Source organism: Nonlabens sp. (assembly GCF_965657255.1).
Taxonomy (GTDB): Bacteria; Bacteroidota; Bacteroidia; order Flavobacteriales; family Flavobacteriaceae; genus Nonlabens.
This window is the reverse complement of sequence record NZ_CBFHNM010000005.1, coordinates 37,026-54,590: the sequence shown is the minus strand read 5'-3', so window position 1 is coordinate 54,590 and position 17,565 is coordinate 37,026. Positions and strand designations below refer to the sequence as shown.

General features: G+C 35.0%; 16 protein-coding genes. 11 read left to right on the top strand and 5 right to left on the bottom strand.

From position 1 onward, the window contains the following. The first annotated feature begins 63 nt into the window (after positions 1-63). The 4 genes from ACTF54_RS07620 to ACTF54_RS07605 are packed head-to-tail and all read left to right on the top strand — an operon-like array spanning position 64 to position 1,202. The gene (locus ACTF54_RS07620; protein WP_438969092.1) at positions 64-396 is read left to right on the top strand and encodes a histidine kinase dimerization/phospho-acceptor domain-containing protein; all 333 of its coding nucleotides are present in this window, start codon (positions 64-66) and stop codon (positions 394-396) included. A gap of 21 nt (positions 397-417) precedes the next feature. Further along, complete coding sequence (locus ACTF54_RS07615; protein WP_438969132.1) at positions 418-846, top strand: ATP-binding protein; 429 nt, start codon at positions 418-420, stop codon at positions 844-846. Continuing rightward, positions 836-1,039: a hypothetical protein gene (locus tag ACTF54_RS07610; RefSeq protein WP_438969091.1), complete on the top strand. Its 204-nt coding sequence runs from the start codon at positions 836-838 to the stop codon at positions 1,037-1,039. Before ACTF54_RS07615 ends, ACTF54_RS07610 begins: the two co-directional genes overlap by 11 nt. Next, positions 1,026-1,202 (top strand): hypothetical protein, encoded by a 177-nt coding sequence (locus tag ACTF54_RS07605; RefSeq protein WP_438969090.1) that lies wholly within the window; start codon positions 1,026-1,028, stop codon positions 1,200-1,202. Before ACTF54_RS07610 ends, ACTF54_RS07605 begins: the two co-directional genes overlap by 14 nt. Before the next feature lie 48 nt (positions 1,203-1,250). Here the strand turns inward: ACTF54_RS07605 and ACTF54_RS07600 are convergent, their stop codons facing one another. Then, positions 1,251-1,679: a TerB family tellurite resistance protein gene (locus ACTF54_RS07600; protein WP_347195985.1), complete on the bottom strand. Its 429-nt coding sequence runs from the start codon at positions 1,677-1,679 to the stop codon at positions 1,251-1,253. A gap of 53 nt (positions 1,680-1,732) precedes the next feature. Continuing rightward, a complete protein-coding gene (locus tag ACTF54_RS07595) occupies positions 1,733-2,671 on the bottom strand; it encodes an NAD-dependent epimerase/dehydratase family protein (protein ID WP_347195984.1) in 939 nt (312 codons plus the stop codon). Between the two features lie 242 nt (positions 2,672-2,913). Here ACTF54_RS07595 and ACTF54_RS07590 point away from each other — a divergent pair, with 242 nt between their 5' ends. Genes ACTF54_RS07590 through ACTF54_RS07580 form a run of 3 tightly spaced genes read left to right on the top strand, consistent with a single transcriptional unit; the run spans position 2,914 to position 6,136 of the window. Continuing rightward, complete coding sequence (locus ACTF54_RS07590; protein ID WP_347195983.1) at positions 2,914-3,399, top strand: hypothetical protein; 486 nt, start codon at positions 2,914-2,916, stop codon at positions 3,397-3,399. 53 nt (positions 3,400-3,452) lie between these two features. After that, positions 3,453-4,529 (top strand): ligase-associated DNA damage response exonuclease, encoded by a 1,077-nt coding sequence (locus ACTF54_RS07585; protein ID WP_347195982.1) that lies wholly within the window; start codon positions 3,453-3,455, stop codon positions 4,527-4,529. After that, positions 4,526-6,136, top strand: coding sequence for an ATP-dependent DNA ligase (locus ACTF54_RS07580; protein WP_347195981.1), 1,611 nt, complete (start codon positions 4,526-4,528; stop codon positions 6,134-6,136). The genes ACTF54_RS07585 and ACTF54_RS07580 overlap by 4 nt, the downstream gene beginning before the upstream one ends. 73 nt (positions 6,137-6,209) lie before the next feature. Here the strand turns inward: ACTF54_RS07580 and ACTF54_RS07575 are convergent, their stop codons facing one another. Then, complete coding sequence (locus tag ACTF54_RS07575) at positions 6,210-7,193, bottom strand: polyprenyl synthetase family protein (protein ID WP_347195980.1); 984 nt, start codon at positions 7,191-7,193, stop codon at positions 6,210-6,212. A 133-nt stretch (positions 7,194-7,326) separates the two neighbouring features. Here ACTF54_RS07575 and ACTF54_RS07570 point away from each other — a divergent pair, with 133 nt between their 5' ends. From ACTF54_RS07570 to ACTF54_RS07555, 4 genes are read left to right on the top strand one after another with little or no spacing between them, the layout of a single operon-like run. Continuing rightward, the gene (locus tag ACTF54_RS07570; protein ID WP_347195979.1) at positions 7,327-7,944 is read left to right on the top strand and encodes a TetR/AcrR family transcriptional regulator; all 618 of its coding nucleotides are present in this window, start codon (positions 7,327-7,329) and stop codon (positions 7,942-7,944) included. Beyond that, entirely contained in the window at positions 7,945-9,324 is a 1,380-nt protein-coding gene (locus tag ACTF54_RS07565) for a TolC family protein (protein WP_438969089.1), read from the top strand. Between the two features lie 22 nt (positions 9,325-9,346). Further along, positions 9,347-10,507, top strand: a complete 1,161-nt coding sequence (locus ACTF54_RS07560; RefSeq protein WP_347195977.1) for an efflux RND transporter periplasmic adaptor subunit — start codon at positions 9,347-9,349, stop codon at positions 10,505-10,507. Between the two features lie 2 nt (positions 10,508-10,509). Next, entirely contained in the window at positions 10,510-14,037 is a 3,528-nt protein-coding gene (locus ACTF54_RS07555; protein WP_438969088.1) for an efflux RND transporter permease subunit, read from the top strand. A gap of 68 nt (positions 14,038-14,105) precedes the next feature. Here the strand turns inward: ACTF54_RS07555 and ACTF54_RS07550 are convergent, their stop codons facing one another. Both ACTF54_RS07550 and ACTF54_RS07545 read right to left on the bottom strand, forming a co-directional pair. Further along, a complete protein-coding gene (locus ACTF54_RS07550) occupies positions 14,106-16,814 on the bottom strand; it encodes a carboxypeptidase-like regulatory domain-containing protein (protein ID WP_438969087.1) in 2,709 nt (902 codons plus the stop codon). Then, complete coding sequence (locus ACTF54_RS07545; RefSeq protein ID WP_347196519.1) at positions 16,795-17,553, bottom strand: GLPGLI family protein; 759 nt, start codon at positions 17,551-17,553, stop codon at positions 16,795-16,797. The genes ACTF54_RS07550 and ACTF54_RS07545 overlap by 20 nt, the downstream gene beginning before the upstream one ends. Positions 17,554-17,565: the final 12 nt, after the last annotated feature.

The following is a 17,565-nucleotide window of genomic DNA, read 5'->3' as shown; positions in this document are numbered from 1 at the left end:
AGCATTGCGCAAAAACACAATGAATCACTAATTTTCAATGAAATTCTTGAATTAAAAAATCAATTGCTTGAAGAAAAGGAAGCTTTTAAAAACAAGTTTATTACGAATTTTTCACATGAAGTAAGAAATCCGCTTACCTTAATCAGTGCCTTTTCATCATTATTATTAAAAGGTGAATTAGATCTAGAGCAAACAAAATTAATAGAGGCTGTAAAAGATCACAGTGATACACTTAAAAAATTGATGGATGATATTATTGAGCTATCACAACTGAAGAAAGAGAGCCCAAAACTATCCAACACTCTTTTCTCTTTTAAAGATTTACTAGCAAATATCCACATCAATTTCAGCTCAAAAATAAGTTTATCAAACAATTTTTTTGAGATGAATGTCTGAAAAGGCGTCCCAGAATTTTTAATAGGAGATGAAAGAAGAATTGAACAAATTATAAGCAATCTGATTGATAATGCTTTAATCTACAATAGTGGGAACTATATTAAATTTGAAATTAGTGAAAATCATAAAAGAGCAGGTAAATCAAGTCTTAGGTTTGTAGTGCATCATGAAGGTAAAGTACCGGACTACCTTGAGGGTAAATACTTACTTCAAGACCTAGACAAAATTGAACCAGAAGGATTGTGTTTTTCTATAGTAAGAGAATTAGTCGACTTGTTAGAAGGTAATATTACCATAAAGAAGGTGGACACAAATACTACCCAGCAAATTATCAATTTAAAAGTTTCTTTTCCACTTCATCATGTGCAAGTACCTACAAAAACGTCAGAGATAGTTGAAAAATATAAGTTTACAGATAAAGTAAAAGTTCTGGTTGCAGATGAAAAATAATACCACACAACTTACAGCGCTTAAAGTTTTAGTAAGTACCGGTAATTTTGACACAGTGGTTTATACAGATCCTAAAGAATTATTAAAAGCGGTAGAAAAGAACGAATACGATTTGATACTGATGTCTTCAGGTATTTCACAAATAGATTCTATAGAACTTATTGGTATTATTAAGCAATTTGCAAATAAATAAGAATAAAGGTATTCCTATAATTGCTCTCACTGTACACACTTCAAAACGAGACCTTGCCGCATATCGCAGTGCTGGTTTTAAAGACGTAATAAAAAAGCCTTACACAGATGACGAGTTATTAAACACCATCTATAAAAGGCTCCATTTGAAAAAATTCCTCTAAAACAATTATTGAATTTAAAATGATGTTTTAGAGGAATCTATATCCTTATTATGATCTATTTTTATTTAAAAGATATCTGTAATCTTCTAAATTAAGATGCCCACTAAAAATTTCTATAGAACGTGCTACTAGATATTCAGCATCTTCATCATTATATCCTAACGCTGTTGCATACTTTCTCAAAAGCTTATGCTCTGCCTCGTCCATACGGTGATCTGCAAAAACTATTTTAAATAAATCATGCAACCACTGGATGCGCTCTTCTGTTGTATTAGGAGGCGTAACAGGGTAAGCCTTAGGGTTTTTTATAATTTGATCAAAATCTGCATCAGAAATATCAAGAACAGATTTAAAACGGTTAAGCACCACCATTTCTTCTTCTTGCATTCCAGAAACTTGCGCTAGAGATACTAAAGTTGCAAAGTGACTTTTATTTCTGGAACTTCCTCCAGATTCAAATAAGCTTGAAAACGACATAATCTTTATTTAATTAATGCAAATATAACAATAGCTCCTATAGTAGGAATCAATTATTTGAGTTGAGATAACATTTCTACAACCATATTACTTAATTCATATTTTCTTTTCCATTCCCAGTCCTTTTGAGCAGGAGAATCATCTATAGAGCTAGGCCAGCTGTCAGCAATCGTCTGCCTAAAATCTGGTTCATAAGCAATAGTAAAATCTGGAATATGCTTTTTGATTTCTGCAGCAATTTCATCAGGAGTAAAACTCATCCCAGAGAGATTATAAGAAGACCTAATTTTAATATCATCATTTGCAGCATTCATAATTTCTACCGTTGCCCTTACAGCGTCCTCCATGTACATCATTGGTAAAGCAGTATCACTCTTTAAAAAACAATTGTACTTTCCATCTTCAACCGCTTTATGAAATATATCTACTGCATAGTCTGTAGTCCCGCCACCAGGTAAGGTTTTCCATGAGATCAAACCTGGGTAACGTATTGACCTTACATCTACACCATATTTTTGATGGTAATATTCACACCAGCGCTCACCAGTTTGTTTACTTATTCCGTAAACAGTAGTAGGCTCCATTATAGTATGTTGGGGCGTTTGCTCTTTAGGAGTAGTTGGTCCAAAAACAGCAATACTAGAAGGCCAGAATATTTTATCAATTTTACCTTCTTTAGCAATATCCAGTACATGCATTAAAGAGTCCATATTAAGACTCCAGGCTTTTTTAGGAAATTTTTCTCCTGTAGCACTAAGCATAGCTGCCATAAGATAAACCTCATTTACTTCATAATGTATACAAATGTCCTCAATCTGACCTTTGTTCATCGCATCTAATGTTTCAAAAGGTCCTGAGTTCATAATCTCCTCATTCCCGTGTCTAATATCACTAGCGATCACATTTTCACCACCATGAATCTCTCTCAATTTCATGGTCAGCTCAGTCCCTATTTGTCCACAAGCGCCTATAACTAATACTTTGGTTGCCATTAATGTTGTTTTTAACAAAGATAAGAAAGGATGTTAGGAGGATATGTTAGATTTATTACAGTTTTAATACTTATTCCGCTTTCGCGAAAGCGAGATCAAAACAAATTTACTAACCGTACAAAAGTTTATTAAAACAAAGGCAATAAAAAAGAAAACCTAAAAATCTTAAAAAACTGAAGGCTTTAAGTATTTTTGCAACTAGATTGTTCTAATTTATGCGACGAGCGTTTATCCTACTTTTTTTGATAGTATCTTGTAAACCAGCGCCAGTTCAAGAAATTGAAGCTGTTGAGAGTGTGGATTATGCTGCCATGAATCTACAGCAAACTAAAATGAACCTGACTGACAATGCACAAAAAATCGCATTAGAATGGACCGCAATTCAAGATTTGTTTACAGCTCTAGAAAACTATGACCATTCAATCGCAGCAACGATAAAATTACTAGACCATGTGGATGTAATGTTAGAAGATACACCGCAAGCATTTCAAGGCCAGTCCATCATCTCTCGTATCAAAGTTCTGAAAACACGAATTCATATCTACCAATCTTACTTGGGATATCGCATCAAAACAAATAAAAATTTAGAGAATAAATACAACGCCATAATTAAGGCCCTAGATGATTTAATTCTTCAAATGAATTTGAAAGTTAATGAAGATGATGGTATCAATAAAAAACTTCTAGAAGATCTTAAAGCAGATCTTGATCCTGAAGTTCAAGAATGATAAACTTCTCTTAATCTATCATGAATAAAGCTTATGTCAGTTAATTTTATGATATGAGTGTACCGTTATTACAATTTACTAAGAAAGGAATTTACTGCAAACCAGCTGGCGTTTATCTAGATCCCTGGAAACCTGTGGACAAAGCACTTATCACACATGGTCACGCAGATCATTCTAGATGGGGACACAAAAAATACATCACTCACCATAATAACGTGCCTATCATAAGTCACCGATTGGGTGATATTAATGTTACTGGAGTAAAGTACAACGATTCTTTTTCCATTAATAATGTAAAATTTTCTTTTCATCCTGCGGGACACATTCCAGGCTCTTCCCAGATACGTGTGGAACACAAAGGAGAAATATGGGTTTTTACTGGCGACTATAAAACTGAAGACGATGGAATATCAGCCGTATATGAACCTGTAAAATGCAATACCTTCATTACAGAGTGCACCTTTGGGTTACCGGCATTTAAATGGAGAGAGCAACAATTAGTTATGGATGACATCAATCTATGGTGCGCACAAAACCATGCTGATCAGAAAACATCTGTGATCTTTGCCTATTCATTAGGAAAAGCGCAGCGAGTAATCAAACATTTAGACACTTCACAAATGAAGATATACTGTCATGGAGCAGTTTTTAAGATGACTGAAGTCTTGCGGCAGCAAATTGATTTTCCAACAACGCATTTAATCACAAGAGAGACTACTAAAGAAGAAATAGCTGGTAACATTGTCATTGCACCACCAGGAGCTCATGGTACGACATGGATGAGAAAAATGGTTCCTTATGTTACCGCCAGTGCTAGTGGGTGGATGACTTTTAGAGGCGCCAGACGTAGAAAGGCTATAGATAAAGGCTTTGTTCTATCAGATCATTGCGATTGGGATGGATTATTGCAAAGTATAGAAGCAACAGGTTGCGAGAATGTAATTACCACTCATGGTTATCAAGAAATCTTTGCTAGGTTTTTAAGAGAAGAAAAAGGACTTAACGCCATCAGCGAAAAAACACAATATGAAGGTGAAGTACTAGACGATAAAGAAAGTGAAGAGCCTAAAGTAGAAAATGAAAATATTGAACTTTCCATCTCAGACTCAAATTCAAAGAAAGCTCTATGAAAGAATTTGCAGAACTGATAAGAACCATAGATGGTACAAATAAAACGACTCTTAAAGTCGCGGCACTAACTGATTATTTTAAAAGCGCAAGCGATGAAGATAAATTATGGACTATAGCGATACTGTCACATAGAAGACCTAAAAGACCAGTAAATACGACACTCATGCGAGAATGGGCTACACAAATAAGCGGTATACCCATGTGGCTTTTTGAAGAAAGTTATCATATTGTAGGTGATCTGGCAGAAACGATTGCATTAATACTTCCTACTGTAAACGAGTCCAGCGACAAAAGTCTTTCTGAGATCATTCATGAAATAATCGATTTACGCTCAAAAGATGAACTCGATAAACGCAATTATCTTCAAGAGAACTGGCTGCAACTTAACTATTATGAACGCTTTGTTTTTAATAAGATTCTTACAGGTGGTTTTAGAATAGGAGTTTCTCAAAAATTAATGACTAGAGCATTAGCAAATGCTACTGGAATAGATAAAGACATTCTTGCGCATAAATTAATGGGCAGCTGGACTGGAGAAAACACTACTTTTCAAGAACTGGTTTATGAAGATAATGAAGTTGCCATGCGCGGTAAGCCCTATCCGTTTTATCTCGCTTATGCTATTGAAGGAGAAGTAAACGAATTAGGAGATGTATCTCAATGGAGTGCAGAACATAAATGGGATGGAATACGTTCACAAACCATTATAAGAAGCGATGAAATCTTTGTTTGGTCACGTGGTGAAGAATTAGTGACCGATAAATATCCAGAGTTTCAAAAGTTCCTAGAAGTAATTCCTAACGGTACCGTAATTGATGGTGAGATTTTACCTTTTAAAGATGGCGTCATTATGAATTTCAATGACCTTCAAACCAGAATAGGTCGCAAAACCGTAGGGAAAAAGTTATTGAAAGACGTTCCTGTCGTAATAGTCGCTTATGATTTACTAGAATGGAAAGGAGAAGACTTGAGAGATCAGTCATTTGCAAAACGTAGAGCTATTCTAGATCAACTCGTGTTGGACTTAAATGAAAAGGAAGAAAGCTTACCTCAAGAAGAAAAAACGCCATTACTGTTATCTGAAACGATGACTTTTGATTCTTGGGAGGAAATGTCGACTGAGCGTGATCTGGCCAGAGAAAAACGGTCAGAAGGTTTGATGATCAAACGTAAAGATAGTCCCTATCTTGTAGGTCGTAAAAAAGGAGACTGGTGGAAATGGAAGACCGATCCGTTTTCTGTTGACGCTGTACTCACCTATGCGATGAGAGGTCATGGAAGAAGAGCAAATCTATTTACCGATTATACGTTTGGCCTTTGGCAAGATGGCGAGCTAGTAACTTTTGCAAAAGCATATTCTGGACTTACTGATGCCGAATTTCGTAAAGTCGATGCATGGATCAAGAAAAATACTTTAGAACGATTTGGTCCAGTGCGATCTGTTACACCACAACATGTTTTTGAAATCGCCTTTGAAGGAATTGCACCTAGCAAAAGACATAAATCTGGTGTTGCGACTCGTTTCCCTAGAATAGTAAGATGGCGACAGGATAAACCTATGGAGGAAGCAAACACTCTAGACGATTTGAAGGCGTTGATGCCATAAACTAATACCTTTCTATTTTTGCCAAAAGGCAGAAATAAATCTATTGTTTTTGGGAAATAGTTAAAAGATTTCTCTAACTGATTCTTCCCATCAACTCGAGAGAAAAGTCTCTTAACTGTTTTTTACTTTCTTCACTCAAATCGAGTTCTTCAATAATAGAAAGAGCTTTATCTGTGTAGGATTTAATTTTATCTAATGTAGCCGCTGCTCCACCACTTGCTTCAAAGAAAACTTTTACTATTTCCTTTTTTTCATCGATCTGGTCTTCATTCATTTCTTCGTGATCTAGAGCAAACCACTCTTTCAACTCGAGTGCACAATCTTCATTTTCTATACTTTTAAGGTATAAATATGTTTTTTTATTCTCTCTAATATCACCACCTACTTCTTTTCCAAAAGTTTTTGGATCACCGAATGCATCTAAATAATCATCCATTAATTGAAAAGCAAGGCCTAGATGAATACCATAATCATATATAAGTTTTTGTTCTTGTTCTTTTACACCAGCAATGATAGCACCCATTTGCAAAGCACAGCCTACTAGAACAGATGTTTTTAACTTAATCATATTCAGATACTCTGGAATAGTCACATCATCTCTAGTTTCAAAATCAACATCATACTGTTGACCTTCACATACTTCCAGTGCTGTTTTACTAAAGATTTTATTAAGTTCATAAAATTGCTTTTGATCATAACCTTCAAAAAGACGGTAAGCCATAATCAACATAGCATCGCCAGAAAGTATTCCAGTGTTTACATCCCACTTTTTATGTACAGTTTCTTTCCCGCGACGCAAATCTGCAGCATCCATTATATCATCATGTAATAATGTAAAATTATGAAACACCTCTACCGCAACGGCTGCATTCATGGCATCCTTAACTGTTGCACCGTACATTTTTGCACTCATTAGAGTTAGTAAAGGTCGTAAACGTTTACCACCTAAATCAAGTATATAATGTACTGGGTCGTATAAACCAGCTGGCTCTGTAGCTGTGATTTTAGATTTAAGCTCTTCTAAAAACAACGTTCTAAGGGATATCAATGTATTCATGCGGTAAAAATAACTGTTGCTACTTTCTTTTTTGTAGGAATTCTAAATTGTCTTGTTAAATTATTGTAAAACTTAGGAAACTTTATAAGTTTCTAAAGTTTCCTGACCTTATATTTGCGCCCTTATAAAAATTATGGCAACAATTAAAGATCATATCATAAAAACCTCATTAGATTTATTTCTAACGCTTGGCTTTAAAAGTGTAACGATGGATGAGATCGCCACTAAACTGGGAATGAGCAAGAAAACCTTATACAATCACTTTAAAAATAAAAACCAGCTAGTAGACGTCTCTTCCGTACAGTTGTGCAATTTTGTTTGTAACGGTGTAGATGAGATCGTAGACTCTGAAAATGAAAATGCTATTGAAGAACTGTATACTGTGAAGAAGTTTGTCATGCAACAACTTAAAAGTGATGACGCTTCACCTATTTATCAATTACAAAAATACTATCCAGAAACGCATAAAAAAATTACTGACATGCAGTATGCACACATGGAAAATTGTATAAAGAAAAATGTGACTAGAGGAATAGAAGAAGGCTATTACCGTGATAACATCGATGCAGATTTTATCGCGCGTATGTACTTTATAGGTATGCAAGGCATAAAAAATCCGATCATTTTTCCTGCTGAAAAATATCCTGTTAATGAACTTTATGATCACTATTTAGATTATCATATTAGAGGAATTGTAACTCCTCAAGGACGTAAAATTTTAAACAAAATCACCAATTCAAATCACGATTAAATGAACCATAAATTTTTATATGTATGGGTTTTAAGTGTTCTCGCTTTCGCGAAAGCGTACTCACAACAAGCACCTAAACAAGATTCTTACAGTTTTACACTTGAAGAAGCTGTCTCATTTGGACTGGAGAACAACTACCAAGCCATCAATGCAAAAAGAGATATCGCAAAAGCCTTGAAACAAAAATGGGAAACCACTTCTACTGGATTGCCTCAAATTAACGCAGGAGTTGATTACAACTATAACCTAAGAACACCAGTATTAGTTCTTCCTGCTCAAATTGTTAATCCTGAAGCACCTCTAGGTGAGTTTGCAGCGCTTGCCGCCGCACCGCGACAAACAGCAAATTTAAATGCCACACTTACTCAGCTTATTTTTGATGGCTCTTACATCGTTGCTTTAGAGGCGTCAAAAACATTTTTAGACTTTTCTGAAAATGCAAATAATAAGACAAAACTTGAAGTAAGGAAAGGAATCATCAACGCTTATGGTGGTGTTTTGCTCACACAAGAAAACATTGCTATTATAGAACGTAACCTAGAAACACTTACTAAAAACCTTGATGAAACTACTAAAATCTATCAAAATGGACTAGCAGAAGAAGAAGATGTAGAGCAATTGAAGATTACAAAATCTCAATTATTAAACCAGTTGAACAGCGCAAAACGTCAGGAAAGTATTGCTTTAGACATGTTAAAACTAGCTCTAGGAATTGAACTGGATACACCTATTATCCTTACGGAAGATCTTGCAGCTTTGGCGCTTAAAAATATGGACCCTAGCATAACCACAAACTCTCTAGAATTAGAAAAAAATACCGATTTTCAAATAGCTACTAATTTTACAGAACAGCGACGTTTAGAATATAAATTAGAAAGAGCAAAAGCACTTCCTACATTATCAGGTTTTTTGAATTACAGCACGCAGTCTTTTGGAGAAGACTTTGTATTTCTGGATAGAAACAATCCCTGGTTCAGTCAGTCAGTAGCTGGAGTAAGTTTACAGATTCCTATTTTTAGTTCGCTAGGAAGACAGGCACGCACCGATCGCGCAAAAATAGCGTGGGATCAGGCAAAAACAGATCTAGACCGAACCATGCAAGAAATACAATTAAACTATCAAACGGCTTTAAATAATTATCAGATTGCTATCGATAACTATAGTACGAGTAAAGAAAATTTAAATCTTGCAGAGCGTATTGAAAATAAAAATCAAATCAAATTTAGAGAAGGTATTGCCACCAGTTTTGATTTAAGACAGGCGCAAACGCAATTGTATTCTACACAAGCAAATTATTTACAGAGCATGTTTCAAGTGATTACTGAAAAAGCAAACCTAGAAACCATTCTCAACACACCAGAATTTATCAATCAAAATTAATCACACCACAGACTTTTATATCATGAAAAAATTAAGCATATTATTTATAGGACTTGTTCTTCTTACCTCTTGTGGTGGAAATGAACCTACCGTTGATGAGTTAATAGCTACAGGCGATACTAAGGCAATTGCAGCAAAAAAGACCGCGCTTAATACCCAAAAAGCAGAGATAAGCAAATCAATTCAACAAATTGAAGCTTATTTGAAGGAAAATGGTGATCAAGCCATCAATGCTCAAGTGAGTACTATTGTTGTAAAAGATACTTTGTTCAATCACTATATCGAACTTCAAGGTAATGTGGATACAAAACAAAACATCACCATCATGCCAGAAATGGCCGGATTACTGACTCAAGTTTATGTAAAAGAAGGTCAACAGGTAACTGCTGGTCAAGCACTTGCAAAAATAGATGATGGTGGATTATCGCAACAAATACAGCAAATGCAAGTACAGGAGCAATTAGCAAAAACGACTTTTGAACGTCAAAACAGGTTATGGGAACAAAAAATAGGTTCTGAAATACAGTATTTGCAAGCCAAAGCAAATTACGATGGACAGCGCAAGGCGATAAGCTCAATGCAACAAACGCTAGCCAAAACAACGGTAAGAGCTCCGTTTTCTGGAACTATTGATGATGTTATTACAGAACAAGGTAACGTGGTAAGCCCAGGAATGACTCAACTATTTAGACTAGTTTCATTAAAAGATATGTACATCAATGTAGATGTTCCAGAAAATTATTTAACATCTATAAAGGAAGGAACCAAAGTAATGATAGACTTTCCAGTTCTATCAGAAAAGATAGAAAGCTCTATCAGACAAACCAGTAGCTACATTAATCCTGCTAATCGTTCTTTTTCTATAGAAATTCCAGTATCGAGCAAATCTGATAATATAAAACCAAACCTTACTGCTAAGATTAAGATCAACGATTATACCTCTGAGAATGCAATTTTAGTCCCACTTAGTGTTTTAAGTGAGAATCAAAATGGTGAGCAATATGTAATGGTTGTAGAGAAAAGTGATGATGGACTTATTGCAAAACGCAGAACGATTACAACTGGGAAAGCTAGTGGTGATTTTATAGAAATAACTAATGGATTAAAAGAAGGTGATCAAGTTATAACTGCTGGTGCACGTACGGTTAAAGAAGGACAATTAATTGACATTAAAAACGCATAATCATGAGTACTAAAAAGAAAAGTGATAAAGAATTTAAAATCTCTTCATGGGCGATAGATAATTCTACAGTTATTTATGTGATGATGGCGATTATATTCTTTTTAGGCTTAAGTGCTTATAACAGCATGCCTAGAGAAGATTTTCCTGAAATTAAGGAAACTAAGATTTACATCTCTAGCGTCTGGCCTGGTAACACAGCCGAAGATGTGGAGCGTCTGATTACCGATCCATTAGAAGATAAATTAAAAAATATTTCTGGTGTTATCGAAACAGAATCTACATCGCAAGAAGATTATTCCATTATTATTGTGGAATTTGATGAAGATATTGAGGTTGAGGTTGCTAAACAACTGGTAAAGGATGAAGTAGATTCTGAAAGTGCTGGAGAAGACTGGCCTACCTTTAATAACAAACCTGTTACACCTAATGTTTTTAACCTTACTCTAAGTGAGGAAATGCCTATAATGAACATTAACATCAAGGGTGATTACACGGTAAAAAAATTAAAAACCTATGCTGAGTATTTAGAAGATGAAATTGAAGATGTAGAACAAGTAAAACAGGTAGATATACGTGGTGCGCAAGATCTAGAAGTGGAAGTAGCAGTAGACATTTATAAAATGACAGCTGCACAGGTAAGCTTTGATGATATTTTAAACGTGATCCGTGGAGGAAATGCAACCGTAAGTGCTGGAAATTTAAAGTCTAGCGGTCAACGACGTACCATCAGGATTGTAGGAGAAATAGAAAAACCACAAGATTTAGAAAATTTTGTTATTAAGAATGAAAAAGGTCCTATTTACTTAAGAGACGTTGCAAAAGTCACTTTCAAAGAAGAAGATAAAAATACTTTTGCAAGAGAGTATGGTGATCAAGTGGTCATGTTAGATGTAAAAAAACGTTCTGGTAAAAATATGATTGTTGCGGCAGATGCCGTTAGAGAAATCGTGAAAGAATCACAAGAGTCTGGCGCACTACCAGCAGATCTTGATATAACTATTGCTAATGATCTTTCTTCTAAAACACTAAATCAAGTAGATGATTTAGTAAATAATATCATCTTTGGAATCCTACTTGTAGTAGGTGTATTGATGTTTTTCTTAGGTTTTAGAAATGCCTTGTTTGTAGGGTTTGCTATTCCTATGTCTATGTTTATGTCTTTTGCTATCATCAGTCTATTAGGATACACGCTTAATACCATGATTCTTTTTGCCATGATTATGGGATTAGGAATGCTGGTAGATAACGGTATTGTAGTAGTTGAAAACGTATATCGTTTAATGGATGAAGAAGGTTTATCCAGAATAGCTGCAGCAAAAAAAGGAGTTGGCGAAATTGCCGTACCTATTATTATCTCTACCCTTACAACCGTTGCGGCTTTTGTACCATTAGGTTTATGGCCTGGATTGATGGGGCAATTCATGATTTACTTCCCTATCACCTTATCCATAGTTTTAGGTAGTTCTTTATTTGTTGCTATTTTCTTTAACTCTATGTTAGTTTCAAAATTCATGGAAGTAGAGGATCGCAATTTAAGTGTAAAGCAATTGCTATATCTAACCGTTATAATGGGAATCTTAGGAGTCTTTATTCTTATAGTAGGTGGACCGGTAAGTGGTCTAGGTAGTTTAATGTTACTTACCATTATTATGTTTTGGCTATACAAATATGCCATTAAACCATTAACTAGAGGTTTTCAAAAAACGCTTTTAGTATGGTTAGATAGTGGTTACGAATCCTTTTTAAAATTTGCATTAGGTGGTATAAAACCTTACTTATTTATTGCTGGAATGGCGGTAATGTTTGTAGGTGTAATCATGGCTTTCGGTAGTTCTATTGAATCTGGTCGCACAAAAATTGAGTTTTTTCCAGACAATAAGCCCAATCAGATTATTGTATACATAGAATATCCTCAAGGAACATCTATCGAGAAAACAAATCAAATCACTAAAGATATTGAAAGCAAAGTATTAAGCATCATTAATGATGAAGAATACATGGAAGATGATCGCAATTTCCTTGTTGAAAGTGCTGTTTCTCAAGTAGGAATGGGAGCTGGTAATCCTCAAACCGATGGTGGAAGTGCCGCAGAAATGCCTCATAAAGGAAAAATTACGGCAAGTATGCGTGAATACAAATTCCGTAATGGAAAAGATAGTGAGGTACTGCGTAAAAAAGTACAAGAAGGACTAGCAGGTGTTTATCCTGGTGTTTCTATATCAGTAGAAAAAGATGCTGCCGGACCACCACAAGGATATCCTGTAAATATAGAATTAGAAGGAAAAGACTATGGAGAATTAATCGTTACTGCAGAGCAAATGGTTAAATACCTCAACTCTCGTAATGTTGCAGGTGTTGACCAGTTAAAAGTAGACGTAAACAGAAGCAAACCATCTATGCTGGTTAATGTTGATAGACAAAAAGCTGGAGAATTAGGAGTAAGCAATAGTCAGGTAGGAATGCAATTAAGGCGTGCTGTTTTTGGAGAAAAAGCAGGTATTTATAAAAACGATGGTGAAGATTACGATATCAACATACGTTTTAATGAAGAACAACGCTATGATCGTAGTGCGATTTTCAATCAGCGTATAACTTTTAGAGATATGGCTACCGGCCAAATCAAGGAGATACCTGTAAGTGCTATTGCAGAACAAAAAAACACCTCTAGTTTTAGTGCTATAAAGCATAAAGACTCTAAACGTGTTGTAACCGTATACTCTGCACTGAAACCAGGATTTACAGACGCAGGAGCAGTAGTGAAAGATATTCAAAATGAAATGCTCAGCTTTGATACTCCATCTGATATCAAGATAGATTACACTGGACAAATTGAAGAACAAGAAAAAGAAATGGCCTTCTTAATGAGTGCTTTATTCGGCGGCCTAGGATTAATCTTTCTTATTTTAATATTTCAGTTTGGTTCTATTTCAAAGCCAGCGATTATCATGATTGCTATTTTCTTAAGTTTTATAGGTGTATTCTTAGGTATTATCGCAACAGGTGATTCATTTGTTATTTTAATGACTATGATGGGAATAATATCCTTGGCCGGTATTGTAGTTAATAATGGTGTGGTATTGATTGATTACATTGATATTCTCAAATTACGTCGTCGTGAAGAATTAGAACTTGAAGACGAAGATATTTTAAGTAAAGAAGACATGTTTAAAGCCATTGTAAAAGGTGGAAAAGCACGTTTACGACCAGTAATTCTAACGGCAATAACAACCGTTCTAGGTTTGATACCACTTGCAATAGGTTTGAACATCAACTTCTTTACCTTATTTAGTGAGTTAGATCCTAAGATATTTATAGGTGGAGATAATGTAATATTTTGGGGACCACTTGCCTGGACCGTAATTTACGGATTGATCTTTGCCACCTTCTTAACGCTAATTATTGTACCTATTTTACTGTATATGGTACACAGACTTAAATTGCGCTGGAGAAGATTTAGAGCACCTCAAAAAGTAGAAAATGAAGAGACTTCTTCTGGTTCTAATGAAGATTATAAAGAAGAAGTAGCTTAATATTCTTAGATTGTATTGATTATTCAAGCCCTTTTCATTTGAGAAGGGCTTTTTTATTATAAAATGTTTTAAAATCGATACTTCACCTTCATCAATAAATATCTAGGCAACAAACGATAAGATACTGTTGAGGAAGAAACATCGTTTATAGAACTGGTTCTAAACTGCTCGGTATTGGTCAAGTTTCTTGCCATAAGTGAGAATGAAAACGGACTGTCTTTTATATTGTATCGCGCATCGAGATCTAAGAAATAATAAGTATTATCGCCATCATTAATATTACCGAAGAAATAACGCTCTGACTTAATTTGCATATCAATTTGTTCGCTAAACACAAAAGATAAATCTAAAAACGAAGTGTTATCTACAAAACTGTTTGCAATACCAGAGCTTTCTACCTCATTCCAGCGCCAGCTCGTACCTATGTGATAATTAAAAATACCGTCAAAGGCAGATCGCATTTCCAGTCCAAGATTATAGTTAGTACTTTCTATTTCTCGCAAGTTTGAATTATTGATAATATTTTTAAAATTACTTTCTGAATAGCCTGCTTTAAGCTTTAAATTTGAACTCAATACGCCAAAATAATAATCCATATTTGCATTTACACTGATGTTGTCTCGGTCTTCAATAACTATTTTATCCGTTTGTGAAAAATTGGGTTGTAGTAAGGAGTTAGTAGAGAAAAAATCATGATCTGTTCTATAACTTGCCGTTAAACTCGCAAAAAATTGATCACTCCAGTTGCCTAATTGGTAATTGAAATTAATAGAACTGGCTTCTAACTGATTAAAATCTCCAGCACCTCTATTTAAAGAACGGAAACTGGTCAACACATATTGATCGTACACATCTAGAATACCAGCATTAGTGGTGTTGTGCGATGCGCCCAGTCCTATTCTGTTCTTTTTATTGATTTTATAGTTGGCATTTAAACTAGGATTGATAAAAAACGGCTGTTGAGAATCAGAGCTTCCAGACTGTTCTAGAGAATTGAACAATTGATGCGCATCTATCGCACCAGTTAATTTCAACTCTTTCCATTTATAGAGATACGATACTTTTGCATAGAGATCGTTCACTCCATATCTCGTATCATTTTCATAACCTCGTGGTGGCGTTATAATGTTTCCGCTTTCGCGAAAGCGTAACTCATTTCCTAATCTATCCTCACGGTATTCATTACCTAGTTGCAACTCTAGCAAGTGACCGTTTTCTTTGCGGTCTAGATAATGAGCGTTAAAACCTGCATAGGTCATGCTGTTTTCTATATTCTGAAAAACCGACTGCGGTTGTGGGCTCGTATTGAACAAATCCTGAAAAAAGTACTGGTTTACGTCATAATTTTGAGGCGATTTCTCGTCTATAAATCTACCTGTGAGCAATAGCACGCGCTGCTCATCAAATCTGTTGGTATAAGTGGTTATGTGATCCAGTCGTTGCGTGGCAGTCGTGAGTGACTCTACGGTTGAGATGTCGTTAAATTGCAGGTTAGAACCAGCATCGTTAGAGCGATCGCTGTAAGAAGTGATGGATTCTATACTAGAGGTTTTGGACAAGTCATAATTGAGCTGGAATTTTCCAAAACCTGTAAAATACCTGTTGCGCAACAGATAGTCCTCTGTATTGGTAAAGTTGGTGCCTTGTGCAAAAAAGCTGCTGGTACTGTTTCTAAAAAAATCTTTTTCATCCCAATTGAAAAAGCCTAAGGTTTTAATTTTAAGTTTCTCGGTAGTATTAAAAATAGCGTTCAAAGAAAGTAACTCTGCATTATTAAAATTAGAACGGCTGGCTTTAAAGTTATAGAGCCCGGCCTCTAGGTTTTGTAAATTGCTTACTTGCTCGCCATCGCCCACACGACCAGGTTCTCCATAACGCATAGGACTTATAAGATTGCCTATATCGCCAGTAGCGTCCTGACCGGTAGAGTTGGCATTTCCTAAAAAGTAAAATTTATTCTTTTTACCAAAACTCATTAGATTAAAACGACCTTCATAAAAAGAATCTCCTTCTAGATCCTGGCCGATCTCTACATTACCAAACCACTGCCGTTTTGCATCTTCATCTAGGGTAAGATTGAGCGCCACTTTATCACTTTCTTCTACACCTTTAAGGAGTTTATTGTTGGAATAATGCTGTAGTATCTCAATTTTATTGAGTGGTTTTGCAGGCATGTTTTTGGTTAGAATTTTATAGCCTTTTTCAAAGAAGTCATCTCCTTCTACCATGACTTTTTCTACCTCTTGATTGCCTATTTTAATGGTTCCATCACTTTCTACGGTAAGACCAGGGATTTTTTTAAGTAGGTCTTCTACCACTTCTTCATTGCCTTGCATAAAGGCTTTGGCATCTATAATTATCGTATCTTTTTTGATGCGTATGGGCAAGTCTGCATTTACAATGATCTCATTAAGCTCCAGTTGTTGCTCTTGCATGGTGAAATTAATGGTCATTTCTTCCTTAACATCTGTAATGGTAATATTAACAGGTGCGGCTTTATAAGATAAAGAAGAAATAGTAAGAAAGTGTGCGCCTGTATTTTCTGGCTGTATTTTATAAAAACCCAATTTATCAGTTTGAGTAAAAGCTACAATACTGCTGTCTTGAGCCGTTTTAAGAATTACCGTAGCAAAAGCAACAGGCTCTTTTAATTCATTAACCGCCGTGCCAGATATTTGTGCATTGAGTAAAAAGCATGTGAAAAATAGAAAAAGACCTGTTAGGGTCTTTTTCTTGATATTATAAATAAAGTTATGTTTATTTTTTTTCTTCATCATATTCTTTCTCCCATTCGTAGATTGTTTCAATACTATTCCGAGTGAAGGTAGTTGTAGTATTTGAATAAGCTTTTGGTAATCTAGAAACACTTACCTTACTTGCTTCTTTCCTCAGATTTTGTTTATATTCAACAAATTCCCTTAAAGTCATATTTGTACAATCCTCGCAAATAGGTGGAATAGGAAACTTTTCATCAACAGTCGTAATCTTAGTTGCAATCCATGACTTTTTGTAATTATCTCCTATAGAATTCAAGGTTAAGATTAAACCTGGGAGACCTTTAAACTTAAATGGCCCGAAAGTTATAGGGATTTCTGGGGTGAACCATGCTTCATAATCTCTTCCCCTAAAATGTGTAGTTGCCATATTACAGGTATATCCATTTATTTGCTTGGATTTATTTTTATCAATCGTCCAATTTATATCTGGAACTGAATCGGTAATCAATCTTCTCTCGTCTTTATATTTTAATTGATAAAGAATTGTTTGACTTTCTTTGTTTTGATAAAACTCTATTTTACTTAGTTTTATCTTTTTCTGTACCAAAGTTATTTCCGTACCTTCTACTCTATCTTTTGCATTATTTAATCCTGCATAGGGTTCATTATAATAATAAGAAGAATTAGAATTTGCAATTAAGGTTTCTTGCTTCTGATAACTAGTCGTAGTAAAAGTATAATTGACTTTGATATTTTGCGAAAAACATAAAAAGGGGAAAATAAAAATTATAGACTTCATATAATAATTATA